This window comes from uncultured Rhodospira sp., from assembly GCF_937138205.1.
GTDB lineage: Bacteria > Pseudomonadota > Alphaproteobacteria > Rhodospirillales > Rhodospirillaceae > Rhodospira.
Genome location: NZ_CAKZOT010000093.1, coordinates 1 through 25,586, shown reverse-complemented (window position 1 = coordinate 25,586; position 25,586 = coordinate 1). Strand labels below are relative to the sequence as shown.

At 68.5% G+C, this 25,586-nt stretch carries 29 protein-coding genes; 19 read left to right on the top strand and 10 right to left on the bottom strand.

The features are described from left to right. The first annotated feature begins 90 nt into the window (after positions 1-90). The 4 genes from ftsY (at position 91) to Q0309_RS13740 (ending at position 2,804) form a co-directional block, all read left to right on the top strand. On the top strand, positions 91-1,044 hold the full coding sequence (gene ftsY / locus Q0309_RS13755) for a signal recognition particle-docking protein FtsY (protein WP_366940626.1): 954 nt from the start codon (positions 91-93) through the stop codon (positions 1,042-1,044). Positions 1,045-1,165: 121 nt separating this feature from the next. Next, on the top strand, positions 1,166-1,504 hold the full coding sequence (locus tag Q0309_RS13750) for an antitoxin Xre/MbcA/ParS toxin-binding domain-containing protein (RefSeq protein WP_299442159.1): 339 nt from the start codon (positions 1,166-1,168) through the stop codon (positions 1,502-1,504). 3 nt (positions 1,505-1,507) lie between these two features. Next, on the top strand, positions 1,508-2,059 hold the full coding sequence (locus Q0309_RS13745; RefSeq protein ID WP_299442156.1) for an RES family NAD+ phosphorylase: 552 nt from the start codon (positions 1,508-1,510) through the stop codon (positions 2,057-2,059). A gap of 322 nt (positions 2,060-2,381) precedes the next feature. Further along, positions 2,382-2,804, top strand: coding sequence for a DUF1523 family protein (locus Q0309_RS13740; RefSeq protein WP_299442153.1), 423 nt, complete (start codon positions 2,382-2,384; stop codon positions 2,802-2,804). 371 nt (positions 2,805-3,175) lie between these two features. Here the strand turns inward: Q0309_RS13740 and ppa are convergent, their stop codons facing one another. Further along, positions 3,176-3,712 carry an inorganic diphosphatase gene (gene ppa / locus Q0309_RS13735; protein ID WP_299442150.1) on the bottom strand — a complete coding sequence of 179 codons (537 nt, stop codon included), beginning with the start codon at positions 3,710-3,712 and terminating at the stop codon, positions 3,176-3,178. A gap of 302 nt (positions 3,713-4,014) precedes the next feature. On the opposite strand from ppa, the gene Q0309_RS13730 reads away from it, so the two are divergent. The 6 genes from Q0309_RS13730 (at position 4,015) to Q0309_RS13705 (ending at position 7,288) form a co-directional block, all read left to right on the top strand. Further along, positions 4,015-4,140, top strand: coding sequence for a hypothetical protein (locus Q0309_RS13730; RefSeq protein WP_299442147.1), 126 nt, complete (start codon positions 4,015-4,017; stop codon positions 4,138-4,140). Beyond that, on the top strand, positions 4,137-4,622 hold the full coding sequence (locus Q0309_RS13725) for a GNAT family N-acetyltransferase (RefSeq protein ID WP_299442144.1): 486 nt from the start codon (positions 4,137-4,139) through the stop codon (positions 4,620-4,622). The genes Q0309_RS13730 and Q0309_RS13725 overlap by 4 nt, the downstream gene beginning before the upstream one ends. Before the next feature lie 100 nt (positions 4,623-4,722). Next, the gene (purE, locus tag Q0309_RS13720) at positions 4,723-5,244 is read left to right on the top strand and encodes a 5-(carboxyamino)imidazole ribonucleotide mutase (RefSeq protein WP_299442141.1); all 522 of its coding nucleotides are present in this window, start codon (positions 4,723-4,725) and stop codon (positions 5,242-5,244) included. Continuing rightward, positions 5,241-6,317, top strand: coding sequence for a 5-(carboxyamino)imidazole ribonucleotide synthase (locus Q0309_RS13715; RefSeq protein ID WP_299442138.1), 1,077 nt, complete (start codon positions 5,241-5,243; stop codon positions 6,315-6,317). The genes purE and Q0309_RS13715 overlap by 4 nt, the downstream gene beginning before the upstream one ends. Before the next feature lie 19 nt (positions 6,318-6,336). Then, positions 6,337-7,029, top strand: coding sequence for a DJ-1/PfpI family protein (locus Q0309_RS13710; RefSeq protein ID WP_299442135.1), 693 nt, complete (start codon positions 6,337-6,339; stop codon positions 7,027-7,029). Positions 7,030-7,078: 49 nt separating this feature from the next. After that, a complete protein-coding gene (locus Q0309_RS13705) occupies positions 7,079-7,288 on the top strand; it encodes a heavy metal-associated domain-containing protein (protein ID WP_299442132.1) in 210 nt (69 codons plus the stop codon). 53 nt (positions 7,289-7,341) lie between these two features. Here the strand turns inward: Q0309_RS13705 and Q0309_RS13700 are convergent, their stop codons facing one another. Then, a complete protein-coding gene (locus tag Q0309_RS13700) occupies positions 7,342-7,773 on the bottom strand; it encodes a universal stress protein (RefSeq protein WP_299442129.1) in 432 nt (143 codons plus the stop codon). 187 nt (positions 7,774-7,960) lie between these two features. On the opposite strand from Q0309_RS13700, the gene Q0309_RS13695 reads away from it, so the two are divergent. Both Q0309_RS13695 and Q0309_RS13690 read left to right on the top strand, forming a co-directional pair. Beyond that, a complete protein-coding gene (locus tag Q0309_RS13695) occupies positions 7,961-8,563 on the top strand; it encodes an NnrU family protein (RefSeq protein ID WP_299442126.1) in 603 nt (200 codons plus the stop codon). Between the two features lie 25 nt (positions 8,564-8,588). Continuing rightward, positions 8,589-11,339 carry an ATP-dependent DNA helicase gene (locus Q0309_RS13690; protein ID WP_299442123.1) on the top strand — a complete coding sequence of 917 codons (2,751 nt, stop codon included), beginning with the start codon at positions 8,589-8,591 and terminating at the stop codon, positions 11,337-11,339. Between the two features lie 60 nt (positions 11,340-11,399). Here the strand turns inward: Q0309_RS13690 and elbB are convergent, their stop codons facing one another. Continuing rightward, a complete protein-coding gene (gene elbB / locus Q0309_RS13685; RefSeq protein ID WP_299442120.1) occupies positions 11,400-12,071 on the bottom strand; it encodes an isoprenoid biosynthesis glyoxalase ElbB in 672 nt (223 codons plus the stop codon). Positions 12,072-12,183: 112 nt separating this feature from the next. After that, positions 12,184-13,209: a glycosyltransferase family 4 protein gene (locus Q0309_RS13680; RefSeq protein ID WP_299442117.1), complete on the bottom strand. Its 1,026-nt coding sequence runs from the start codon at positions 13,207-13,209 to the stop codon at positions 12,184-12,186. A 122-nt stretch (positions 13,210-13,331) separates the two neighbouring features. Between Q0309_RS13680 and Q0309_RS13675 the strand changes: the two genes are divergently transcribed. From Q0309_RS13675 to irrA, 4 genes are all read left to right on the top strand, one after another. Further along, positions 13,332-13,931 (top strand): 2-hydroxychromene-2-carboxylate isomerase, encoded by a 600-nt coding sequence (locus Q0309_RS13675; RefSeq protein WP_299442114.1) that lies wholly within the window; start codon positions 13,332-13,334, stop codon positions 13,929-13,931. Positions 13,932-13,989: 58 nt separating this feature from the next. Beyond that, the gene (locus Q0309_RS13670) at positions 13,990-14,754 is read left to right on the top strand and encodes a glycerophosphoryl diester phosphodiesterase (RefSeq protein ID WP_299442111.1); all 765 of its coding nucleotides are present in this window, start codon (positions 13,990-13,992) and stop codon (positions 14,752-14,754) included. A 225-nt stretch (positions 14,755-14,979) separates the two neighbouring features. Further along, on the top strand, positions 14,980-16,377 hold the full coding sequence (locus Q0309_RS13665; protein ID WP_299442108.1) for a nitronate monooxygenase: 1,398 nt from the start codon (positions 14,980-14,982) through the stop codon (positions 16,375-16,377). An 82-nt stretch (positions 16,378-16,459) separates the two neighbouring features. Next, positions 16,460-16,864 (top strand): iron response transcriptional regulator IrrA, encoded by a 405-nt coding sequence (gene irrA, locus Q0309_RS13660; RefSeq protein ID WP_299442105.1) that lies wholly within the window; start codon positions 16,460-16,462, stop codon positions 16,862-16,864. Between the two features lie 77 nt (positions 16,865-16,941). Here the strand turns inward: irrA and Q0309_RS13655 are convergent, their stop codons facing one another. Next, a complete protein-coding gene (locus Q0309_RS13655) occupies positions 16,942-17,403 on the bottom strand; it encodes a DsrE family protein (protein WP_299442102.1) in 462 nt (153 codons plus the stop codon). A gap of 5 nt (positions 17,404-17,408) precedes the next feature. Next, the gene (locus Q0309_RS13650; protein WP_299442099.1) at positions 17,409-18,317 is read right to left on the bottom strand and encodes an alpha/beta fold hydrolase; all 909 of its coding nucleotides are present in this window, start codon (positions 18,315-18,317) and stop codon (positions 17,409-17,411) included. A 281-nt stretch (positions 18,318-18,598) separates the two neighbouring features. Between Q0309_RS13650 and soxC the strand changes: the two genes are divergently transcribed. From soxC to Q0309_RS13635, 3 genes are read left to right on the top strand one after another with little or no spacing between them, the layout of a single operon-like run. Then, complete coding sequence (gene soxC / locus Q0309_RS13645; protein WP_299442096.1) at positions 18,599-19,951, top strand: sulfite dehydrogenase; 1,353 nt, start codon at positions 18,599-18,601, stop codon at positions 19,949-19,951. Further along, positions 19,935-20,618 carry a cytochrome c gene (locus Q0309_RS13640; RefSeq protein ID WP_299442092.1) on the top strand — a complete coding sequence of 228 codons (684 nt, stop codon included), beginning with the start codon at positions 19,935-19,937 and terminating at the stop codon, positions 20,616-20,618. Before soxC ends, Q0309_RS13640 begins: the two co-directional genes overlap by 17 nt. Positions 20,619-20,651: 33 nt before the next feature. Then, positions 20,652-20,846, top strand: coding sequence for a hypothetical protein (locus tag Q0309_RS13635; protein ID WP_299442089.1), 195 nt, complete (start codon positions 20,652-20,654; stop codon positions 20,844-20,846). A 186-nt stretch (positions 20,847-21,032) separates the two neighbouring features. On the opposite strand, the gene Q0309_RS13630 is transcribed toward Q0309_RS13635, so the two are convergent. From Q0309_RS13630 to Q0309_RS13615, 4 genes are all read right to left on the bottom strand, one after another. After that, complete coding sequence (locus Q0309_RS13630) at positions 21,033-21,929, bottom strand: transporter (RefSeq protein ID WP_299442086.1); 897 nt, start codon at positions 21,927-21,929, stop codon at positions 21,033-21,035. Between the two features lie 162 nt (positions 21,930-22,091). After that, the gene (locus Q0309_RS13625) at positions 22,092-24,794 is read right to left on the bottom strand and encodes a sensor histidine kinase (protein WP_299442083.1); all 2,703 of its coding nucleotides are present in this window, start codon (positions 24,792-24,794) and stop codon (positions 22,092-22,094) included. After that, positions 24,791-25,066 carry a hypothetical protein gene (locus tag Q0309_RS13620; protein WP_299442080.1) on the bottom strand — a complete coding sequence of 92 codons (276 nt, stop codon included), beginning with the start codon at positions 25,064-25,066 and terminating at the stop codon, positions 24,791-24,793. Before Q0309_RS13620 ends, Q0309_RS13625 begins: the two co-directional genes overlap by 4 nt. After that, the gene (locus Q0309_RS13615) at positions 25,063-25,434 is read right to left on the bottom strand and encodes a response regulator (RefSeq protein WP_299442077.1); all 372 of its coding nucleotides are present in this window, start codon (positions 25,432-25,434) and stop codon (positions 25,063-25,065) included. The genes Q0309_RS13620 and Q0309_RS13615 overlap by 4 nt, the downstream gene beginning before the upstream one ends. Between the last annotated feature and the right edge of the window lie 152 nt (positions 25,435-25,586).

Genomic DNA, 25,586 nt, shown 5'->3' with positions numbered 1-25,586 from the left:
GAGGAGGCTGAACAAAAGGCGCGCAAGAAGGGCAAGCGCCGGGAGGAGCCGGAGCCCGAGGAACCGGCCCTCGACCCCAACATCCACCACATCGAATGGGGCGAGACCCCCAAGGACAAGAAAAAGGGCGGCGGCGGCTTCTTCGCCCGCCTGCGCGAGGGGCTGACCCGGTCATCGACAAAAATCTCGCGCGGCATCACCGAGCACATGGTCACCGCCCGCCTGGACGACGAGGCGCTGGAGTACCTGGAAGACGTCCTCATCCAGGCCGACCTGGGCGTCAAGACGGCGAACGACCTGATCCAGTCCCTGTCCCGCGCCCGCTTCGGCGCCAACCCGACCGAGCAGGAGGTGCGCGAGCACTTCGCCGGCGAACTGGCCACGCTGCTGGAACCGGTGGCCATCCCCCTGGCCATCCAGAAGCAGCCCAAGCCGCATGTGGTGCTGGTGATCGGCGTCAACGGCTCCGGCAAGACCACGACCATCGGCAAGATCGCCCGTCAGTTGACCGACTGGGACATCCAGGTTTCGCTGGCGGCCGGCGACACCTTCCGCGCCGCCGCCGTCGAACAGCTCAAGATCTGGGGCGAGCGCACCGACTGCCCGGTGGTGGCGCGCAAGACCGGCGCCGACGCCGCCGGACTGGCCTTCGACGCCATCCAGGAGGCGCGCGAGCGCAACGACGACGTGCTGTTGATCGACACGGCCGGCCGCCTGCAGAACCGCACCGAGCTGATGGACGAGTTGAAGAAGGTCGTGCGCGTCATCAAGAAGCTGGACGAGACCGCGCCGCACACGGTTCTTCTGGTCATCGACGCCACCGTCGGCCAGAACGCCGTGCAGCAGGTCAAGGTGTTCCAGGAGATGGTCGGCGTGACCGGCCTGGCCGTGACCAAGCTGGACGGCACCGCCAAGGGCGGTGTCGTTTTGTCGCTGGCCGAGCAGTTCGGCCTGCCCATCCACTTCGTCGGCATCGGCGAGGCGGTCGAGGACCTGCGGCCCTTCCGCGCCGACGAGTTCGCCAGCAGCCTGATGGGGTTGTAGGGAAGGCTGGATTTCACGGCGGCACCAACGTGAAATCAATATGCAATCTCTGCCTTGACGGGTCGCGTCCAAGGGCACATGCTCGTTCCGAAAGACGCATTCCATTGAGAAGGGCTTGGCCGTGAGCACGGCTGTATCGCGCATCATCGAAGACCTGCGCGCGCGTGGCGGCCTGAAGGGCGCCGACATCGCCAATATCGTCAACACCTCGCCGCCGACGGTCTCGCGCTGGTCCAGCGGCAAGGCCTCGCCGCCGTTGCGCACGCAAACGGTCATCGCCGATCTGCGCTATGTGGTCGAGCGGCTGTCCGACTTCTATACGCCGGACGAGACCCGGTTGTGGCTCCATGCCGCGCATCCGTTGTTGAACAATGATCGGGCCATTGATCTCATCAACACCGGCCGCACCGAGGAGGTGCTGGCGGTGATCGAGCGGCTCGACGCCGGGGCGTATCTCTAGGCGATGGTCGGCGGACGGACATCGCGGGATCTCGCCCTTCTGGATGCCCTGGACGCCCTGGAATGGGTGCCGTTCGAGGGGCGGGTCTGGCGTGCGGTGCGGGAGGGGCGGGACCCGCTTCAGGGCCATCCGTCGGCGGGCCGCTGGGATCCCGGCACGTTCGATGTGCTGTACACGTCGTTGGAACCCGAGGGCGCCGTGGCGGAAATGCGGTTCCATCTGGCGCGCCAGCCCGTGTTCCCGTCGCACCTGACCTTTGTGTTGCATGAGATGTCGGTGCGAACGGCACGCACCCTCCGGTTCGCGGATCTCAGTGCCCTGGCCCCACTCGGCGTGGACACGGCCCGCTATGCCGATGTGCTGTACGAGGCCACCCAGGCCATCGGTGATGCCGCCGACTTCCTGGGCTTCGACGGCATCCTGGCACCCGGCGCCCGCTGGCCGTGCCTCAATCTCGTGATCTTCACGGACCGCGTCACCCCACAAGACCTGGACATCCTGTCCAGCACGGACATCGACTGGCCGGACTGGGATGCGCGCCTACGGTCCTCATGAAAAAACGACCATGTCGACGGCTACGGATTTGGCGCTCGTCCCGTCCCGAAGGTCGGCGCCGACGGCGTTTCGTCGCGAGAGGCCCGAACCGCGACCCACCTCGACACAATGACCCTACTTTGACACTGGGTCATTCGGCTTGAGTGAATCACCTGTTTATGGTTTTCTGCCCGCTCAAGGATCAGGATGAACGCGGAGCGGGGGTCAATCGGCGCGCAGATGTCCAATTGGGCGCACAGTCCCTTGCCCCCCTGCATGGCGATGCGAACCGTCGGAAGCCAAAGACCCAGCAAGAAAACCCCATAAGACAGGAAACTCTCGCATGAGTTTTATGAAGAAGCTGAAGATCGGGCTAGCGGTTGTCCTCGTGGTGGCTTTGGCCTTCGTCTGGGTTCGCTGGGGGCCGAAGTCGTGGGAGGTCCAGATCACCGGCACAACCGGCGACGGTCGCGAAGTCCAGTACCGGATCGAGACGGTCTATGCCGGCACCAGCGACACACTGATCTTCAAGAACGTGGATGCCGGTTTCCTGCCGCCCTATTTCAAGTTCGACTCCGCGGACCTTCAATCCGTGGCGAACCGGGTGACCCGCGAGTGCCCGCAAGAGCCCGTGGTCGTGAACGGGTATGGGCTGCGCATTCCCTTCCTGAGCATGTTCCCCAACGCCGTCTCGATCGAGGCGCCGGAACGGTGCAAAAAGGCCCCGTCCGATCAAGGCGATGGCGAAGGCTCCGAGACCGGCTGACGGCTCCGCCCGTCCCCCCCGCAGGGTCGGCAGGTCATGTCCGGGCACGATCATGTCCGGCACGACCACCAACCGGCCGGACGATGATGCATCTGCGTGCGCCGAGGTCTTTGTGCCGGGCGACGTATGGCTTGACTCGTCTGCCGGCCCCTTGTCTTGCCTTTTCCCGAGATCCCTCCGCCCCTGTCGGGGCGTTCGGGATGACATTTTATGATATGAAACAAACACATCTGTCATCCCGAGCGAGCGAAGCGAGCCGAGGGATCTGGAGCCGCGGTGTGATGGCCGGCCGGTAAGACTGGTCCATCCTTGCGTCGGGCGGTATTAGGCGTGGCGCCCGCAGATTGGGGCAGCCCTGATGATCGATCGGATCACCCCTTGTCGGCCTTCGCCGCCTCGATCGCCTTGTTGATCATTTCGCACGCCTCGTTCGGGTCGCCCCAGCCCAGGATCTTGGTCCATTTGTCTTCTTCCAGGTCCTTGTAGTGGGTGAAGAAGTGCTCGATCCGGTGCAGTTCGGTCGGCCGCATATCCTTGTAGTGCAGCACGTTATCGTGGTAGGGATGCAACTTGGTGTGAGGCACGGCCAGGATCTTCTCGTCCATGCCGGCCTCGTCCTGCATCTTCATCACACCGATCGGGCGCACCCGCATGACGGCACCCACGGCCACGGCCAAGCGGCCGATGACCATCACGTCCACCGGATCGCCGTCGTCCGACAGGGTGTGCGGGATGAAGCCGTAGTTGACCGGGTAGTGCATGGCGGTGTGCAGAAACCGGTCCACGTACATGGCGCCCGACGCCTTGTCGACCTCGTACTTCACGGGCTCGCCGCGCAGCGGGACCTCGATGATGACATTGACGTCCTCGGGCGGGTTCTGGCCGATGGGAATTTTGTTCAGGTCCATGACGGGCTTCGCATCCTTCGGGACTCGGGTTGAAGTGGAGCCGGACGATAGTCGCTTTCGCGATGCGGCAAAACCCCGCAACGGGATTCGGGATCCGAACGATCGCCGATTTGTCTCGCCGGGGGGTCGCGCCGGGCGTACGTCATCCGCCCCGGATCGCCGGTGTGGGCCGCGATTGCACCCGAAACGCCCATCGCGATGGCAAGAAACTTGTGTGACATCGACCACAGGCCGCAGACTGCCGACACCGGCGGGCTGGTCCGTCAACCGGTCCGTCCCTCCACCGTCAGGGAGTCGCGCCCATGACCCGCACCTTTGCCCTCTCCCGCTTGCGTCAGGGGCTCACCGACCAAAGCGACGGCGTCGTGGGCCTCGCGTTCCGCGCCCGCGTGGTGGCGCCCGGGGCGCTGCTGGTCGGTACGGCATGACGGATCCGAACGCCCAGACCCTGACCGTCCGCTTCGCCCGCCCCGCCGACGAGGCCGGCTGGCGCGTGCTGTGGCGCGGCTACTGCGCCTTCTACGGCGTGGACATCCCCGAGGCGGTGACCGCCGAGACATGGCGCCGCTGCCTCGACCCGAAAACGCCGGCCATCCGGTGCCTGGTGGCCGACAGCCAGGGTCCCGAGGGCTGGGGCCTGGTCGGCTTCGCCACCCTGGTCGAGCATCCCGGCACGTGGTCGATCGCCTCGGTCGGCTACCTGGAGGACCTGTTCGTGGCCGAGGCGGCGCGGCGGCGCGGCGCCGGGTCGGCCCTCATGAGCGCCTGCGCGGCCATCGGCCGTCAGGCCGGCTGGGCGAAGCTTTACTGGCGCACCAAGGCGGACAACGCCACGGCGCGGTCGCTCTACCGCCGCCTGGGGCAGGAGACCGACTGGGTGGTCTACGACTGGCCACTCGGGACACCGTGACGACACCGGTCCGGCCTCGAAAACCCCGTTCCGTTCCCGACCAAAATCCTCTACGGTCCCCGGCTTCCCGCAATCACCCACGGTTTTGGCACGATCCGGCATGACCGAGAAGACAACAACTCCTTCGCCCAAGGTTGGCCTGATCATGGGCAGCCAGTCCGACTGGGCCACCCTGCGCCACACGGCCGAAACGCTGGAGACGCTGGGCGTGCCGTTCGAGGCCCGCATCGTCTCCGCCCACCGCACGCCGCAGCGACTGTACGACTACGCCACCAGCGCCCGGGACCGGGGCCTGGTCGCCGTGATCGCCGGCGCCGGCGGGGCAGCCCACCTGCCGGGCATGTGCGCCTCCATGACGCCGCTGCCCGTGTTCGGCGTGCCCATCGAGAGCAAGACCCTGAAGGGCCTCGACAGCCTGTTGTCTATCGTGCAGATGCCGGCCGGCGTGCCGGTCGGCACCCTGGCCATCGGCAAGGCCGGCGCCATCAATGCCGCCCTGCTGGCGGCGGCGGTGGTCGGGCTGAGCGATCCGGCCGTGGCCCAGGCGCTGGATGCGTGGCGGGCGCGGCAAACGGCGGCGGTTGCCGAGGTCCCCGTGGACGACCCCGAGCCGGCCCGATGACCACCATTCCGCCCGGATCGACGATCGGCATCCTCGGCGGCGGCCAGTTGGGCCGCATGACGGCGATGGCGGCGGCGCGCCTGGGCTACGACTGCGTGGTGCTGACCCCGACGGAGGACAGTCCGGCCGCCCGGGTCGTCCGCGAGGCCATCGTCGCGCCCTACGATGATCCGGCCGCCCTGGCCGCCTTCGCCTTCAAGGTCGACGTCGTCACGCTGGAGTTCGAGAACGTGCCCGCCGAGGCCCTCGACCTGCTGGCGACCCGGCTGCCGGTACGGCCCGGCCGCTTGGCGTTGGAGACCGCCCAGGACCGCATCCGCGAGAAGGCCTTCTTCAACACCGTCGGCATCGACACCGCGCCCTGGCATCCGGTGCACGGCGTCGATGACCTGCGCGCCGCCCTGGCGGATCTGGGCACGCCGGCGGTTCTGAAAACCGCCCGCCTGGGTTATGACGGCAAGGGCCAGACGCGGATGGACGCCACCACCGACCCGGCCGCCGCCTGGGACTCGCTGGGCACCGATGCCGCCATCCTGGAAGGGTTCGTGGACTTCGCCATGGAGGTCTCGGTCATCGTCGCGCGCGGCGCCGATGGCCACATGGAGACCTACGACGCAGTCCAGAACATCCACGAAAACCACATCCTGAAGACCACGATCGCCCCGGCGCCGCTGCCGCCCGGGCAGCGCGCCGCCGCCCGCCTGTTGGCGCGCCGCGCCGCCGAGGCGCTGGACCTGGTGGGCCTGCTGGCGGTGGAAATGTTCGTCACCCCGGACGGCCGCCTGCGGGCCAACGAGATGGCGCCGCGCCCGCACAACTCCGGGCACTGGACGCTCGACGGCGCCGTCACCGACCAGTTCGAGCAACTGGCGCGGGCCGTGTGCGGCCTGCCCTTGGGCAGCACGGCCCCGATCGGCCGGTCGGCCCGCATGACCAACCTGCTGGGCAATGCCGCCACGGACTGGGCCGCGATCCTGGCCGATCCGGCCGCCAAGCTCCATCTGTACGGCAAGCGCGAGGCCCGCGCGGGCCGCAAGATGGGGCACGTGACACGGGTCGAGCCCAAGGACTGATCATCGAAGGACCCCGGCCATGCCCCTGACGGTGGGCTTTCTGGTGTTTCCCGACCTGATGCAGCTCGACATGACCGGGCCGCACGAGGTGTTCGCGCATTGCCCGGACACCCGCGTGCTGACGGTCGCGAAGACTCCCGAGCCGGTGCGGGCCAGTGGCGGGCTGCGGCTGATCCCCGACGTCTCCTTTGCCGACTGTCCGGCGCTGGACGTGATCTGCGTACCGGGCGGCGCCGGCGTGACACCGCTGATGGAAGACCCGGATACGCTCGCGTTCCTGCGCGGGAAGGCGGACACGGCGCGCTACATCACCTCCGTCTGCACCGGATCATTGCTGCTCGGCGCGGCCGGCCTGCTGCGCGGGCGGCGGGCCGCCTGCCACTGGATGTCGCGCGAGATGCTGGCGGCGTTCGGCGCCATCCCCGACCCCGCCCGGGTGGTGCGGGACGGACCGGTGGTCACCGGCGGCGGCGTGACCGCCGGCATCGACTTCGCCCTGACGCTGGCCGCAGAGGTGTTCGGGGCCGATACGGCGCGCCGCGTTCAACTGGCCATCGAATACGCCCCGGCACCGCCGTTCGACGCCGGACGACCCGACACGGCCGCCCCCGGCGACGAGGCCGCCGTGCGAGAGGCGGCGGCGGCGCGGCAGACCGCGCGCGCCGAGGCGGTCGAGCGGGCCGCGCGGGCCTTGCGCGACGGCGGGGAATGACCGCATCCTCGACACGAGTGCCCTCCATCATCTTCAAAGAGGTCCGCCCATGAGCGCCACCTATCACGTCGCCGGCATGACCTGCGGCGGCTGCGCCCGGTCCGTCGAGCTGGCCATCCGGCAAGCGGTGCCGAGCCTCGAAGCCGTATCCGTCGACCTTGAGACGGGAACCGTCACCGTCATCGGCGCCGCCGACCCCATCGTCATCGCCGATGCCGTGGACGACGCCGGCTTTGCTTTTGGCGGTCACGCGGCTTGATCTGTCGCGGGACCGGTCCCCGACCGGCGCCCGTCCGCGCCACCACCACGCAATCACTGATGCCGCACCACCAGCACCGAGCAGGTGGCGTGCCGTACCACGCGGGCCGCGTTCGGACCCAGCAGGTAGTCGCGCAACTCCGGCCGGTGGGCGCCGATCACGATCAGATCGATCTCGCGCTGTTCGGCCATGGACAGCACGGACTCGTACACATTGCCCTCGCCCACCAGGTGATTGACCGCCATCCCGGGCGGCAGCGCGGCGTCAGCCTTCTCGCGCAGCTTTTCCATCACTATGTGCGCCATTTCCTGCTTATAGCCGGACGGGAAGAACTGGCCGACGATGCTCATGCCGAAATCGGGCACCACGGTCATCACGTCCAGGCGCGCCTGCCATTGGTGGGCCAGCGCGACGGCGGTGGGGTAGGTCTTCTCCCAATCGAACGAGGCGTCCAGATCGACGGAGACGAGAACACTGTTGAACATGGGACGGGGCTCCGCGCGAGGACAGGGGATGGTCCAGCTTAACGGACGCGCCGGCGGTTGTAACCAAGCGCCGCGCCGCGACCGACGCTCGGTTCGGGCCAGGTTCGGGATTGAGCGGCGCGACGGGTTGGCTCTACACTCCGGCCGCCTCGACTTTCCCCACGCAGTTCATCACAGGACACGGACCATGACGATCCTGGCCATTGGCATTCTGCTGTTCTTCCTGACCCACATCGTACCGACCATGCCGGTGCAGCGGGCGCGCATCGTCGACCGCGTCGGCGAAAAGCCCTACAAGGCCGGCTTTTCGGTGCTCTCGCTGATCGGCCTGGGCCTGATCATCTACGGCTTCTCGGTCGCCCCGAGGATGCCGGGCTACGCCATGCCGGAGTGGGGCGAATACGTTCCCCTGGTGGCCATGCCGCTGGCCTTCATTCTCGTGCTGGCCGCCTACATCCCGTGCAACATCGCGCGCTGGACCTGGCACCCGATGACCATCGGCGTGTTGCTGTGGGCCGCGGCGCACCTGATGGCCAGCCCCTACGCCGCCTCCGGCCTGCTGTTCGGCAGCTTCGCGCTTTACGGCGTGTTCAACCTGCTGGGTCAGTTCGTGCGCGTCCAGCCCGACCCGCCGCCGAAACAGCCCGTCGGCAAGGACATCATCGTCGTCTTCATCGGCCTGTCGCTGTTCATCGTCATGACCGTCTCGCACCACATCCTGTTCGGAGTCAGCGCCCTGCCCTGGCTGTTCGAGGACCACGGGACGGGCCTACCGGCACTGCCGGGGTGAGGACCAACCGCGCCCGCCGCTGGCGATGAACGAGTCCCCGAACGCCGTGCCGCCGGCCTCGTCCGTCACCGTGCCCCCCGTCCCCGCCCTGGTGGCGAGTCCACGCCGGGCCGTGCTGGTGCATCCGGACGGCGAGGTGGAGGACGGCGCGCCGGCCGCCATCGGCCGCCGCGCGGCGGAGCTGCGCCCGCTGGTGTGTCACGCGCCATCCACGGCGGCGCGGCTGGGACGGGAGTCGATCCGCGCCCATGACCTGCTGGAGCTGTTCGCCTTTGTCCGGCCGGCCCGGTTCGTGCTGCCGACCGTCGGTGGTCTGGCCGAGGCCGTCGGGCTGGAGCCCCCGCACGATCGCGTTGCCGAGGCCCTGACCCTGCCGCGCATCGCCGCCGTGCTGCTGCACGAAGTGGCCGCCCTCATCCGCCGAGATCAGGCCGACGCCCGCACGCTGGCCTTCGCGATGGCGCGGGGCGGCTGGCTGTGGGGGCCGCCGGTGCTCGCGGCCCTGGGCGCCCACGGCGACGGGCCGCACACATCGACCACCGTCCGCGCCTTCCGCGTCTGGGAGCGCCTGGGCGAGATCAGCGAACACGCCCCCGACGTCCCCGCCGGCAACCAGCCGGTCAGTGACGCCGAGGCACGCGGCCGTCTCGCGGACCTGCTCGGCCCCGCCGCCGAGGACCGCCCGCAGCAGGCCGACTACGCCAGTGCCGCCGCCACCGCCTTCGCCCCCCGCGAGAAACGCGCCGCCCCCCATGCCGTGCTCGCCGAGGCCGGAACCGGCGTCGGCAAGACCCTGGGCTACATCGCCCCGGCCAGCGTGTGGGCGGAGAAGAACGACGGCACGGTGTGGATCTCCACCTACACCCGCAACCTGCAACGCCAGCTCGACGGCGAACTGGACCGCCTGTACCCGGACCCGACGGAAAAGGTCCGCCGCGTCGTCATCCGCAAGGGGCGCGAGAACTACCTGTGCCTCCTGAACCTGGAGGAGGCGGTCTCGCGCCTGCCCACCCAGCCGGCCGCCGCCATCCCCCTGGGCCTGATGGCGCGCTGGGCCATGGCCACGCGCGACGGCGACCTGGTGGGCGGCGACTTTCCCGGCTGGCTGGTGGACATCCTGGGGCGCGGCTGGAGCGTCGGCCTGGCCGACCGTCGCGGCGAGTGCATCTTCGCCGCCTGCCCGCACTACAACCGCTGCTACATCGAAAAGGCCGTGCGGCGGGCCAGGCGGGCGCGGCTGGTGGTGGCCAACCACGCCCTGGTGCTGGTGCAGGCGGCGCTGGGTGGGCTGGAGGATGGTGTGCTGCCCACGCGCTATGTGTTCGACGAGGGCCACCACCTGTTCGAGGCCGCCGACAGCGCCTTTTCCGCCCACCTGAGCGGGGCGGAGACGGCCGATCTGCGCCGATGGCTGCTGGGGGCCGAGGACGGCTCGCGGTCGCGGGCACGCGGCCTGAAGGCCCGCGCCGAGGAGCTGATCGGCGAGAACCCGCGCGCCGCCGAGGCCCTGGTCGAGGTACTACAGGGCGCCCGCGTGCTGCCCGGCCCCGGCTGGCACGCGCGGCTGGGCGAGGGCGGCGGACGCGGCCCCACCGAACGGTTCCTGTCGCTGGTGCGCGAGCAGGTGCAGGCCCGGGCGCGTGGCCTTGATGGCCCCTATTCGCTGGAAACCGAGGTCGCCCCACCGCTGCCGGGCCTGGTGGAGGCGGCGGCGGCGCTCGATGTGGCCCTGCATGGGCTGGACCTGCCGGTCTCCAATCTGATCAAGGCGCTGGAGGCGCGGCTGGACGACGAGGCCGCCAAACTCGACCCCACCACCCGCCAGCGCCTCGAGGGCCTGATCCGCAGCCTCGATCGGCGCGCGCTGCGGCCGGTGCGGGCATGGCGGGCCATGTGCCGCACAGTCGGCGCCGAGACCCAGCCGGAGTTCGTCGACTGGCTGGGGATCGAGCGCGCCTACGGCCGCGACCTGGACGTCGGCCTGCACCGCCACTGGGTGGATCCGACCGTGCCGTTCGCCGAGGCGGTGGCCAGCCGCGCGCACGGCTTCGTCGTCACATCGGCCACGTTGCGCGACGGCTCGGGCGATGCGGAGGCCGACTGGCACGCCGCCGAGCGCCGCACCGGCGCCGTCCACCTGCCCCACGCCGTGCGCGCCGCCGTGCCCTCGCCCTTCGACTACCCGACGCAGACGCGGGTGCTGGTGGTCACCGATGTGCGCAAGGACACCCTGGACCGGGTGGCGGCGGCGTACCGCGAACTGTTCCTCGCCGCGCGGGGCGGCGCGCTCGGGCTGTTCACCGCCATCGGCCGGCTGCGAGCCGTGCACCGGCACATCGCCGCCGACATGGAGGCCGCCGACCTGCCGCTGTTCGCCCAGCATGTGGATGGCATCGACCCGGCGACGCTGGTGGACATGTTCCGGGCGGAGGAGAACGCCTGCCTGCTGGGCACCGATGCCATGCGCGACGGCGTGGACGTGCCGGGGCGCTCGTTGCGGCTGATCGTGTTCGACCGCGTGCCGTGGCCGCGCCCGGACATCCTGCACAAGGCGCGGCGGGCCCACTTCGGCGACCGCGCCTATGACGACATGATCACCCGCCTGCGCCTGAAGCAGGCGTTCGGCCGTCTGGTCCGCCGCGCCGACGACCGGGGCGCGTTCGTGCTGCTCGACCCGATGATGCCGTCGCGGCTGGCCGGCGCCTTCCCGGACGGTGTGTCCATCGAGCGCGTCGGACTGGCCGAGGCGGTGGAGATCGTCGGCACCATGGGATAGTGCCGCGCGGACGACGGCACTGCCCAGGCCGGGCATTGCCGGGGCCGTCACTCCAACCGCTCAGCGCTGTTTTTCGCGGATCATCTCCATCAGCGACTCGACCGCGTTGTCGGTGCCCTCGGCGATCTGACTGACCGTGGCATCCAGCATGTAGCAGGGCGAGGTGACGATCTTGAGCGCGGGGTCCACCACCACTTCGCCGTGGGTGGTAGCCTGGTGGTTGGCCCTCATCTTGGTGAGCGCCTCGGCGGTGCCGGGATCGGAGCCGATGGTCAGGGTCACGCCGCCGAACACGCGGGCGATCACCGCCGGTGCGATGCACAGCGCGCCGATGGGCAGGCCGGCGCCGTGGGCGGCCTTGAGCGCGGTCTCCACGGCGGGCAGCACAGTGCAGTCCGGGCCATCGACGGCGAACGTGCACAGGTTCTTGGCGGCGCCGAATCCGCCCGGCAGGATCAGGGCGTCAAAGTCCGCCGGGTCAAACGCGGTGATGTCCTTGATGGCGCCGCGCGGGATGCGGGCGGCCTCGGTCAGGACATTGCGGGTCTCGTCGGTGGGCTGGCCGGTGCGGTGGTCGATGACGTGCATCTGCGGCACGTCGGGCGCGAAGCACTGGTAGCTGGCGCCACGCCGGTCGATGGCCAGCAGGGTCAGCACGCTCTCGGTGACCTCGGCGCCGTCGTACACGCCGCAGCCGGACAGCAGGACAGCGAATCGGGGACTGTCGGTCATGGGTCGGTCCTCTCACTGGTGTTTTCGGCGGGCGGGCCGTGCCGGGGTCGCCCGCTGGCTCGAGTTTACCTTGGAAACCTTGGCCGGCGACGGCAAGTGAAGATGCGCGGACTCACCCCTCGGGCGCCAACCATTGAGCCCGACGGTGGAAAACCCACAGCAGGCCGCCCGTCAGTGCCGCCGCCAGCGCCAGCGGCCCCCATGGGGCGTCCATCGCTGCCCACAGCGCCAGCCCGGCCAGCGCCGTGTTCAGCGCCGCGATGGCGCCGCTGACCCGGGCGTGCGACAGGCCCGCCTGCACGGCGCGCTGATAGGCGTGCTCGCGGTGCGCCTGCACCAGCGGACGGCCCCTCAGCGCCCGCAGACCCAGAGTCAGGGTGGCGTCGGCGAGGTAGTAGGCGGGCGCGATCAGGGCCGGCGCCCAGTGTCCCAGGCTGGCCAGGATGATCAACAGCCCGCCCAGCAGGTAGCCGAGCGGCACGCTGCCGACGTCGCCCAGGAAGATGCGCGCCGGATGCCAGTTCCACACCAGGAACCCGGCCATGGCGCCGACCAGCACCCAGGCCGCGCCCACCGGCACCGGCACGCCGGCGACGGCGTGCAGCAGGGCCAACGCCGCGCCCAGCCCGATCACCTCGACCCCGGAAATGCCGTCGATGCCGTCCATGAAGTTGAACAGATTGACGAACCAGGCCCAGGCCACGGCCGCCACGACGAGATCCAGGGCGGGTGGCAGCCAGCCCTGGAACACAGGCCCGGGCAGCGGCAGGACGACCAGGGCACCGAAACAGGCCAGCAGGTGCGCCGCCAGACGCGTCCGCGCCGACAGCCCGCGCAGATCGTCCCACCACGACACGACGGCCAGAGTCACCGTGCCCACGACCAGCGCCCAGGGCGTGCCACCGCCGTCCGCCAGCGGCCGCGTTGCCGCGTCCCACGCCAGCAGCGGCAGGGCCACGGCCAGCACCCCCAGGCCACCGCCGCGCGGTGTGGGAACGCTGTGACTGGACCGCGCGTTGGGGTGATCCAGCATCGCCCGGGCGCGCAGCCAGCCTTCGACCAGCCGGACGGTCCCGGCGGACAGCACGGCGGCGATCAGAGCCAGGATGAGCGGATGCGGCGCGGCGGGCAGAGTCATGCGCCGGGATATACGCGACAGCGGCCACGACGGCAACGACGGCTCCACGCCGATCCTGTCCAAACTAGGCCGCATGGTTTAGGCTGATTAGAACGCAAATCATTCGGAACGCCGGAGGCCGCATGTCCAAGACCGTCACGTACTACCTGTCGCTGAACTCCCCATGGAGTTTCCTCGGCGGTGCTCGCTTGGCCGCCCTCGCCGACCGGCAGGGCGCCACCGTCGATGTGCGTCCGCTGGACGTCATGCGGCTGTTCAAGGAAAGCGGCGGCCAGCCGCTCAGCCAACGGCCCAAGGCGCGGCAGGACTACCGCCTGTGGGAGATTCAACGCTGGAGCCGGCGGCTGGGGACCACCATCCGCTCGCACCCGGACGCTTTTCCGTGCGACGAACGCCTGGCGGCGGCGTGCGTGCTGGCCCTCAAGGCCAATGGCGGCGATGCCCTGGGGCTGGCCACGGCGCTGGGCGGTGCCCTGTGGGTGGACAACCGCGATCTGGGCCAGCGCGCCGAGGTCGCCGCAGCCGTCCGCGCTGCGGGACACGACGCCGACGCCCTGCTGACCCGGGCCGATGACCGTGCCGAGCAATGGGAGGCACAGCGCCAGGCCAACACGGACGCCGCCCTGGGCGCCGGGGCCTTCGGCGTGCCCACCTACGTTGTCGACGGCGAACCGTTCTGGGGCCAGGACCGGCTGGATTTCGTCGAGGACGCGCTGTCTTGACCTGCCGGGGCCGGGCGTGATCCCTGGGGCGCCGCATCGCCCGACCGCGAGGAGTTTCATGACCGTCACGACCATGCCACCAGGGCCGCCCGCCCCCGCCCGGGTCATCGCCCATCGCGGCGCCTCGGCCTCGGCGCCGGAGAACACCCTGGCCGCGTTCCGCCGCGCCCACGAACTCGGCGCCCGCTGGGTCGAGTTCGACGTGCGGCTGACGGCGGACGACCGGCCCGTGGTGTTCCACGACGACCGCCTGGAGCGCACCACCGACGGCAGCGGCGCCCTGGCCGACACCCCCCTCGCGGCCCTGGGGGAGCTGGACGCCGGCGAGTGGTTCGATCCCGCCTTCGCCGGAGAACTGGTGCCGACGCTGGAAGAGGTGCTGGATCTCCTTGCGGAGATGGACATGGGCGCCAACATCGAACTGAAGCCGGACCCTGGGCGGGAGGCCGACGTGGCGGCCATCAGCCTGGAGGTCGCCCGTGGGCTTTGGCCGGAGACGGCCCCGCCCCTGCTGGTGTCCAGCTTCGCGCCGGAGAGCCTCGCGGTGGCCCGCGACCTGACGCCGCAGTGGCCGCGCGGTCTGTTGCTGGGCGCATTGATCGACGGCTGGTCGGACATGGCGGCGGCGGTCGATGCCTGGTCGGTCCATTGCGACGCGGCGCTTCTGAACGCGCGCGGGGCGGCGGAGGTGCTGGACGCGGGCTATCGGGTCATGGTTTATACAGTGAATGATCCGGGTCGCGCCGCCAACCTGTGGGACTGGGGGGTCGACTCGATCATGACCGACCGACCGGAAGCCTTGCTGCCGCTGGCCGGCGCCTGAGAGCGGGACGGGACCCACGCCACCGCCTGGCGCCGAGGCCAAGCCCGGCATCGCCCCGCACGATGCGGCAGGTCCGGGCAGATCATCCCCCGCGATGTTTGCTTGATGCCCGGTCGGTCCGATGTCGCGGCCCCGCCTGTGGGGTCGTGTCCGATCCGGTGGCGTCTGGTCACGCATGGGGCGCTCACCGGCGTTTTTTTTTTGGAGAAGGCGAAAGGACTCGCAGTGAAGCCTCTCAATCCGCTCCTGATTTCCGGTCAGGAGGTGCTGCCGCTGGTGGAAGGCGGCAAGGGTGTCGCCGTGTCCAACGGCATGAGCGCCGGGGCCTGGGCCGCGGCCGGTGGCGTCGGGACCTTTTCGGGGGTCAACGCCGACAGCTACGACGAGACCGGCAACCTCATCCGCCAGATCTACAAGGGAACAACCCGCCGTGAGCGTCACGAGGAGTTGGTGGCGTACGGTATTCGCGGCGGCATCGCCCAGGCGCGCATCGCCCACGATATGGCCGGCGGACGCGGCCGCCTGCACGTCAACGTCCTGTGGGAGATGGGCGGCGCGGAACGCGTGCTGCAGGGGGTTCTGGAGGGCGCCCGGGGCCTGATCCACGGCATCACCTGCGGCGCCGGAATGCCCTATCGCCTGGCCGAGATCGCCGAGCGGTTTCGCGTGCATTACTACCCGATCGTCTCGTCGGCCCGCGCTTTCACCGCACTGTGGAAACGCTCCTATCGCAAGTACGCGGATTGGCTGGGCGGCGTGGTCTACGAGGACCCCTGGCTCGCTGGCGGCCACAACGGCCTGTCCAACAACGAGGATCCCCGGACCCCACAGGATCCCTATCCGCGCGTCGCCGCGTTGCGCAAGAGTATGCGCGAGGCCGGCTCGCCCGAAGTGCCGATCTTCATGGCCGGCGGTGTGTGGTACCTGCGGGAGTGGTCCGACTGGATCGACAACGAGGAACTGGGACCGATCGCCTTCCAGTTCGGCACCCGTCCCTTGCTGACGCGCGAGAGCCCAATTCCGGAGTCGTGGAAACAGCGGCTGCTGCGACTCGCCAAGGGCGATGTCCTGTTGCACCGGTTCAGTCCCACCGGGTTCTACTCTTCAGCTGTTCGCAACGCCTTTCTGCACGAACTGGAGGAGCGCAGCGAGCGCCAGGTCCCCTACGCGCGCGAACCCGACGAAACGCACAACGCCGCCTTGGCCGTCGGTGCCCGGGGCCGCCAGGTGTTCGTGCCCGAAAGCGCCCTGGAGAAGGTCCGCAGTTGGATGGCCGACGGCCATACCGAAGCATTGCGCACCCCGGACGAGACGCTGATCTACGTCACGCCGGACAAAGCCAAGGAAATCCTGCGCGATCAGGTCGACTGCATGGGGTGCCTGTCGGCCTGCGCATTCTCCAATTGGTCGCAGGCGGAGAGCGGTAGCACGGGCCGGCGCGCCGATCCTCGGTCGTTCTGCATACAGAAAACCTTGCAGTCCATCGCGCATGATGGTGATATCGAGAATAATTTAATGTTTGCCGGTCACAATGCGTATCGGTTCGCAACGGACCCGTTCTTCGCCAATGGCCGCATCCCGACGGTGCGCGAGTTGGTGGATCGGATCACGACCGGCGATTGACGACTCCACGGGCGGCGGTCGGTGCGTCCGGATCGTCGATCCGGGTTCGGGATCGGACCCGTCACTGGATTGGAGCGCGACCATGAGACATCATCCCGCCGCGATCGACCGTGTGCGCGATGCCGGGCTTCGCCCCACCCGCCAGCGGCTGGCTCTGGCCCGGCTGCTGTTCGACAATGGCGACCGGCACGTGACGGCGGAAATGCTGCACACCGAGGTGATGGCGTCCGGTGTCGGCGTGTCCCTGGCCACCGTCTACAACACGCTGCACCAGTTCACCGAGGCTGGCCTTCTGCGTGAGATCGTGGTCGAGGCCGGCCGTTCCTACTTCGACACCAACACCAGCGCCCATCACCACTTTTTCCACGAGCGCCACGGCCAATTGAGCGACATCCCGGGCGATGAGATCGAGCTCTGCCGCGTGCCGTCGGCGCCGGAAGGGACCACGATCAAGAGCGTCGACGTGATCGTTCGGCTGGATGGATAGGGGTCGCACTGTCAGGTGGGCCAGGCGAGCGCACGCAATGGCCCGCCCGCCTCGGCGGTTCCCGGCCGCTTCCGCCCTCACGGCGCGATCGTCACCCAGCCCTTGAGTTGGCGTTCCACGATTTCGGCAATGCCCGCCTGCACCCAGTCGACGCCCGGCACCAGGTCGTCGGGTGCGTGGCCGGTGGTCTCCATGGTGTTGCCGCAGGCCACGTACTCGATGCCGTACTTGAGCTGGCTGGCGATGCGGTCGGCCACCGGGCTGTCGGCATAGAGCATGTCCATGCCGCGCCCGTAGGCGACGATGGCCAGTTCCACGTTGTCGATACCGTAGAACTTCTGCAGGTTGATGGCGTTCCACAGGATGCTGTTGGCCTGCCGTTCGTCGTCGGTGGTCAGTTGCAGGATGATCCGGCGCGGAGTGTCGAACCCGGGCGGCGGGTCGGCCAGCTCGGTCTCACCGGCATGGGCGGCCGGCCCCGCCAGGACGACCAGCGTCCCGAGCAGGGCCAGACCCTTGGCAAAAACGTGTGCGGTCATGGGTCTCAGTTCTCCATGACGGACTCGACGGCGTCGGCGATGTCCTCCACGTACAGATCGCGGAAGTAGTGCGTGGCCCCCTGAACGACGGTCACCATGACGTTGTCTCCAGCCATTTGGCTCATGCTGCCGACCAGCCCCGGGACCACATCGTCGGCCGTGCCGACCACCACGACCGTCGGTTCTTCGATGTCCGACAGCAGCGTCGGGGTATCGCGGCGCGGATCGTCACCGTAGTAATCGAGCACCGTTCCGACCGCGACCTCGGCATCATCGCAATACAGGAACCGGTCCAGCGTCATCAGTGCGTCGGGCTCCTTGTCGGCCGCCGTTTCCAGCACCTCGGCCAGGGGCGTGCCCGTGGACGCTTCGTACTGTTCGGCGAAGGCTTCGGCGTTCCACAGAGCCGGCGCCACCAGGACCACGCCCGTCACCGCCGGGTCGTCGTGCTCGGCGGCATACCAAGCCACCTGGTTGCCGCCCCGCGAGTGCCCGAGCAGGGTAACATTCGACACACCCTGGTTTTTCAGCCATCCCACCCAGGCACCGATTTCGCCCACAGCGTCGGTATGCTTGTGGCGGTGCGTCTGCGCGCAGTCATAGCTGCCGTGGCGGTTGTCGATGCCAAGGCTGAGATTGATGGCCAGGGAATTGATCGCCCGTTCGGCCAACGCCTGCTGGATCGACTCGATCGTTTCCATCCGGTTGTGGGCAAGCGTGCCATGAACCAGGACAACCGTCGGATCGGCCGCCCCGTTGCCGTCCGGAACCGTGTGTTCGGCGTTCAGGGTCAGGCCCCCGTAGTCCAGGGTCACCTCGTCGGCGTTCGCGGGCCCCGCCAGCATCAGACCCAACAGAACGCCGCCGGCAAGGCCAAGCGTCCACTGGGGCACGATGGTGCGTGTGTGGGTCATGGGTACGGTCCTCCCTGGTCTGTGTTGTGGTGCCGGGTCCGCGGTCGGCCCGGCATCTTGGTGTTGAATTAGGGTTTGATCATATCGCACTTGCACCGATGCGCCAGCGACAATGACGCGCCCGATGCCAGAGATGTGCCCCCCGCCCCCCGCCGCCGCCGCGCACGGCCGGTTCGCGTTCGGATTATGTCTTGCAACACCACGGCAGTTGGTTAGGATCATCTAATATTTCGCCCCCGGACGGGTGCGACCAGACAAGAACAAACCTGGGGAGGATACGGATGGACCGGAGCAACGAAGCGCCGGACGGAGGCGCTCGCGCGCGTACGGGCGCGCAGCCTTCATCAACCGGGCGGCGGGCGTTCCTGAAGACGGGCCTGAAGACGGGCCTGGGCGTGGCCGGCGCGGCGGTGGCCGGCGGCATGGCCGGCCGGGCCGGCGCCACACCGATGACGGCCGGCGCCGAGGCCGATCCGGCCACCCTGCCGCCGAACGTGCCGTGGTGGAACCAGTACCTGGGCGACGGCGTGGCGGCGCACCCCTATGGGTCGCCCTCGCCTTACGAGGCCCACGTGGTCCGCCGCAATGTCGAGTGGTTGACGGCGACCACCGAATCGTCGGTCAACTTCACGCCGATCCAGGACCTGTACGGATTCGTGACACCCAATGGGCTGTGCTTCGAGCGCCATCACGGCGGCACGGCCGAGGTCAACCCAGTCGACTTCCGGCTGATGATCAATGGCCTGGTGGACACGCCGAAGGTCTTCACCATCGAGGACATTCTCCGGTTCCCGTCGGTCAGCCGGTTCCACTTCCTGGAATGCGCCGCCAACACCGGCATGGAATGGCGCGGCGCCCAGCTCAACGGCGTGCAGTACACGCACGGCATGATCCACTGCGTGCAATACACCGGCGTGCCGCTGCGTGTGATCCTCGATCAGGTCGGCGTCAAGCCGAACGGCACGTGGCTGATGGCCGAGGGTGGGGATTCCGCCGGAATGCACCGCTCTGTGCCGATCGAAAAGGCGCTGGACGACGCCATCCTGGCCTATGCCATGAACGGCGAGATGCTGCGGCCAGAGAACGGCTATCCGCTGCGCCTCGTGCTGCCGGGCTGGGAAGGCAACATGTGGGTGAAGTGGATTCGCCGCATCGAGGTCGGCGACAAGCCCTGGCACACGCGCGAGGAAACGTCGAAGTACACCGACCTGCTGGAGAACGGCAAGGCGCGCTTCTTCACCTGGGAGATGGACGCCAAGTCGGTGATCACCGGCCCTTGCCCGGAAAAGCCCGTGCTGCACAAGGGCATCAACCAGATCAAGGGCCTGGCCTGGTCCGGACGCGGCCGCATCAAGGAGGTGCACGTCAGCACCGACGGCGGCCGCAACTGGATGCAGGCGCGGCTGGCCGATCCGGTCCTGCCCAAGTGCCTGACCTGCTTCAACGCCGAGTTCGAGTGGAACGGCGAGGAGGTTCTGCTGCAAAGCCGCACCGTTGATGAGACCGGGTACGTGCAGCCGACCATGCAGGCGCTGCAGGAGGTGCGCGGCGTCAACTCGATCTACCACAACAACTCGATCCAAACGTGGCTGGTGAACAAGACCGGGGAGGTGGAAAATGTCCGTCTTGGCTAGGACCCTCACCCGGGGCATCACCGCCGGCGTGGTGACGCTGGCCCTGGGATCCGCCGCCTTTGCTTTCGAGCTGGAGGCCGGCAAGCCGTACGACCTGGGCCGCCCGGCGACGCCGGAGGAAATCGCCGCCTGGGACATCGACCTGCGTCCCGACGGCGCCGATGCCCCGGTCGGCCAGGGCACGGCGGCCGAGGGCGAAGAGATCTACATGGTGCAGTGCGCGTCCTGCCACGGCGAGTTCGGCGAGGGCCGGGACCGCTATCCCGTCCTGTTCGGCGGCGAGGACACCCTGGCCAGCCACGACCCGGTGAAGACGCCGGGCAGCTACTGGCCCTATGCCTCGACGCTGTTCGACTACATCCACCGGGCCATGCCGTTCGGACAGGCGCAGACGCTGACCGACGATCAGACGTACGCCCTGACGGCTTTCCTGCTCTACATCAACTTCGTCGTCGACGATTACGACTTCGTGCTGAGCCACGAAAATATCGGCGACATCGAGATGCCGAACCACGATGGGTTCATCCCGGACAGCCGCCCGGACGCCCAGCCGGAGACAGTCTGCATGAGCGAGTGCGACGTAGCGACCGAAGTGGTGGGCCGGGCGCGCATTATCGACGTGACCCCGGACGACGACGGCGAAACGGCGGCGATCAGTATCGATTAGCGGGGCACGGAAAAACGACCGGCCGTTTGTAGGGTGCGTCTGGCCGTCGCGAATGCGGCGGCCGACGCACCGGTCGGTCGCGCGGTGGTGCGTCGCGCCTGCGGCGCAGACGCACCCTACGGATTCCTGAGCCACGAGACCATCGGCGAGATCGAAATGCCCAACCGCGACGGCCTTGTGCCGGACAGCGGCCGGGACGCCCTGCCCGAAACGCGCCTCAGTGGGTAGGGTGCGTCTGGCCGTCGCGAATGCGGCGGCCGACGCACCGGTCGGCCGCGCGGTGGTGCGTCGCGCCTGCGGCGCAGACGCACCCTACGGATTTCTGAGCCACGAGACCATCGGCGACATCGAAACGCCCAACCGCGAAGGCCTTGTGCCGGACAGCGGGCCGCGACGCCCTGCCCAAAACGCGCCTCAGAACGCGTAGATGAACTTCAGGTTGATCCGGTTGCCGTCAAACGTGTTGCGGCTGTAGACCTCGTGCTGCCACTTGGCGATGAAGCTCATGTTCTCGTAGTCGTACTTGACCTGCGGCCCGATGGCGAACGACTTGCGGATGCTATCCGCGACCTCGACGCCGTTGACCTCGTCGCGCTGGATCTGGTGGACGAAGTAGCCACCCACACCGACGGCCCAATTGTCGAAGTTCTTGGCCAGGGTGTAGTCCATGTGGAACTCGTCACCGGACTGATAGTCGGTGTCCGGGTTTTCGGTCTTGATGTTGTACATGAACTTGCCGGAGGCTTCCCAGCCGTCCGCGTTGCGGTAGGTCACCGCCACCAGGGGCTCGAAGCTCCAGTAATTGGCGCCGATGTTGGCGAGGTCACCGGCCTTGTAGCGGCCTGTCGGCGCGTAGATGTCCACGGCCGTGGCCAGATGCCACTCGGGCCAGTGCCACGACAGGATGAACGGGCTGAAGGTGATGTCGCCGATGCCGCTTTTGCGCTGCGACATGACGCCCGCGTCCACTTCGATGTCGAAGAACGGAACGATCAGGTGCGCGCCCCAGTATCCGCCCAGGATCTGATAGGGGCTGGTGTAGATGGCCCGCGCGGCGATGCCGTCGACCCGCAGCGAGATCGGGTCCTGGCCCGGGAAGGCCACCTCGTCGCCGTCGGCGTCCACCAGCTCGCCCCGGTAGTCGACGCCGTATCCCAGCAGATAGAACCCCGGCGGCGGCACGGCCCCAGCCATGAAGCCTTCGCCGCCGTGCGGATACTGGTCTCCCCCTTCCTTGGCCAGCGCCGGCGCGCTCACCACCATCGACAGCGCCAGCGCCACCGCGCCGACGCCTTTTACGTCCCGAACCATCCTGCAGTCTCCCCCAAAGGCACGAATCTTGCGCCGCAGGCCGCGCCGGTCGGCCATGTCCGAAACCGTCCCACGAAACCCTACGGCCCATAGGCCCTTCTCCTCGCCCCGGGGGGCGCTGTCAAGAAAGCTTCGCGAACGGCGTGACCCAGACACCCCCGGTCACGGCGGCGGTTCCTCGATGGTGGTCGGCAGCGTGACCCGAAAGCGCGCGCCCTGCCCCGGTGCGCCGTCCAATAGCGTCAGGTCCCCCCCCATGCGGCGCATGATTCCCCGGCTGATGGCCAGGCCCAGGCCGGCACCCTTCTGACCTTCACGGGTCCACGTGGCCGAAAACAGGGAAAACACCCGGTCGCGATGTTCGTCCAGAACACCCGGTCCGTTGTCGGCGATCATCACCTCAAAGACGCCGTCCGTCACCTGGCTGTCGATGGTGATGTCGACCACGTCCTTGTCGTTGTGGCGCACCGCGTTGGACAGCAGGTTGATGAACACCTGTCGCAGGCGGTCGGGATCGGCCTGGACACGAACGCCGCCGGCGCGGCCAAGCCGCCGGATCCGCACAGGCGCCGTACCGCTCAATCCTTCACAGGTCTCCGCCGCGATATCCAGCAGCGCATCCGGATCCACCGGCTCCAGCGCGATCGGGATCTCCCCCCGTTCCACCACCCGAAGGTCCAGAATGACATCCAAAAGGCGCGTCAGGCGGATGCTTTCCTCGTGGATGATGGTGACGAAGCGTCGCGCCTGGGCGCTCTCCAGGTCGTTCGACGTGCGCAGGATCTCCGAGAAGCTGCGGATCGCCGTCATCGGCGTGCGCACCTCGTGGCTCACCTGGCCGAGGAAGTCGTCCTTCTGCCGGTCGATCTCGCGCAGGCGTTCGTTGGCCTCGCGCAACTGCCGCGCCGTCGTTTCCAGTTCCGCCGATTTGCGTTCCAACGCTTGGCTGTAGCGCATGATGCGCGCGGTCTCGTCGGCGATGTTGACCAGTTCGTCGATGCTCACCACCTCGCCGCCCGCCACCTGGGCCATCATCGCCCGGGCCGACGCGCCGCCGACGCTGCCGGCCAGACGGCGTTCCAGGTCGGCCATCAGGTCTTCGGTCGGCATCGGCAGGCCCTGGTTCACCCCCTGCCGCCGGGCCGTCGCGTCAAAGAAGTCCTGGGCCTGTTCCGCGCCGAGGATCCGCTGGGCCAGAATGAACAGTTCCTCGCTGGTGGCCGTGCGCCGGATGCGCGCGCCCTCCCCGGTCGCCACCTTGCCCCCGCCCCTGAAGACATCGACGAACTGGCTCGCCTGCACCCATTCCAGCGGACGCGGATCGCGGCTCAGCGAGCCCAGGATGAAGAGCGTCACGTTCGCCAACAGGCTCCAGAACGTGGCATGAACCAGCGGATCGAGCCCCTCCAGCCCGAACAGAGCCTCGGGCCGCAACAGGCCCAGGCCGAACGGTCCCTCGGCCATCATGCGCGCGGTGATGGGCCAGTCGCTTTCAAGGCTGGGCAAGGCCAGGGTGTACATCCACAGGACAAACCCCGCGCACAGCCCCCACAGCGCCCCGCGCCGGTTGGCCAGCGGCCAGAACAGGCCGCCGATCAGGCTGGGCAGAACCTGGGCCACGCCGACGAAGGCGATCAGGCCGATCGAAGCCAGCGCGTCCGACTGCCCGCTGACCCGGAAATACAGGAACCCGAACAGGATGATCGCCGCGATCACAATCCGCCGCGTCACCAGCAACAGGCTGCGCACATCGCCGCTGACCCGCACCCGGCCGTGGGACAGCCGCAGCGCCAGCGGCGCGACGATATGGTTCGAGACCATCGTCGACACGGCAATGGAGGAGACGATGATCATCGACGTGGCCGAGGAAAATCCACCCAGGAAGGCCAACAGCGCGAGACCCTCCTTCCCGGCCATCAACGGGATGGTCAGGACGAACATGTCCGGGTCGGAGTCGGCGGGCATCACCGTCATGCCGCTGACGGCGATGGGCAGGATGAACAGGCAACTGACGAACAGGTAGGCCGGAAACAGCCACGAGGCCGTGGACAGGTGGCGTTCGTTGACGTTCTCGACCACGATCACCTGGAACTGGCGCGGCAGGCAGACGATCGCCGCCGCCGACAGAACCACCAGCGTCACCCAGCGCGGACCGAAGATGTCCTCTGTGTGCAGGTAGCCCGGCGGCGCGTGCGCGAACAGGTCGCCCGGCCCGTCGAACAGCCCGAACACCACGAACACGCCGACCGCGACCAGGGCGCACAGCTTGACCAGCGCCTCCAGCGCGATGGCCGCGACCACGCCGTGATGGCGTTCGTTGGCATCGACGTTGCGGGTGCCGAACAGGATCGTGAACACGGCCATGCAGACGGCGAGCCAGAACCCCGCCCGGAAATCGGTCTGATCCAGCGGCAGGCCGGCGACCACCTGGTAGCTCGTGGTGACCGCCTTCAATTGCAGCGCGATGTAGGGGGTCACCGCCGCCACGGCGATGATGGTGACCAGCGCGCCCAGGACCTCGCTCTTGCCGAACCGCGAGGAGATCAAGTCGGCGATCGAGGTGATCCGCTGCGTCCGGCCGATCCGCACCAGCTTGCGCAACAGCAGCCACCACCCCACGAACACCAGCGTCGGCCCCAGGTAGATGGTGGCGAACTCCAGCCCATTGCGGACCGCCGAGCCGACGGCGCCGTAGAACGTCCAGGACGTGCAGTAAATGGAGATCGACAGGGTGTAGACAACCGAGGACTGCAGCCACCCCACGTGGCCCTGCCGCGCGCGGCGGTCGCCGATGTAGGCCACGGCGAACAACACCACGACATAGGCCAGGGACGCGCCCAGCGCGAATTCAACGGTGCGCGTCATGGCGGGCGCTCGTCGTCAGCCCGCGACCGCGCCGGTGCCGACAGCCGGCGATTGATCAGGGCGGCGACGGCGATCAGGGCCGCCCACGCACCGAACACGTACACCACGATCGACGGCACCCCGAAGAGGGCGTATTCGGACACGAACAGCCCGATCACCGGTGGCATGAACAACACGAGCCCGAACGCCGGCAGGATCATCGCAAGGTCGCGCCAGCGGCGCGGTGTCCCCGCCGCCCACGGGCTTTCCGTCCGTTCGGGCCGGTCGGTCACGGCGCGACCAAACGCCGCACCTCACGCACGACGTCCTGGTTCGAGAACGGCTTGGCGACAAAGGCATCGGCGCCCATCTGGTCGGCCATCTGGCGGTCGCGCGCCTGCCCCTTGGCGGTCAGCATCAGCACGCGCAGGTGGGCCAGCGCCGCGTCGCCGCGCACGGTCCGCAGCACCTCGAACCCGTTCACACGCGGCAGCATGACATCCAGGATGAGCAACCGCACGGCCTCGTCGGCCTTCAACTGTTGCAAGGCCCCCTCGCCATCCCGCGCGGTGACGATGTCGTAGCCCTCGCGTCCGAGTATGAAGACAAGCGATTCCAGAATGCTTGCCTCGTCCTCGGCGATCAGCAGGCGCGTGGCCAATCGTGCCCTCCCTGTTCTTTTTTTTCCCCGCGTCGAGACGGTCCATCCCCCATGTTACCCGGGCCGAACGGGGAACACAAAGCCCTGACTCCGCTCAGGCAGGGCAATCGGGTGAATTAGGGCGTGACAACGCGCGAAAGTTCTGAATCGAT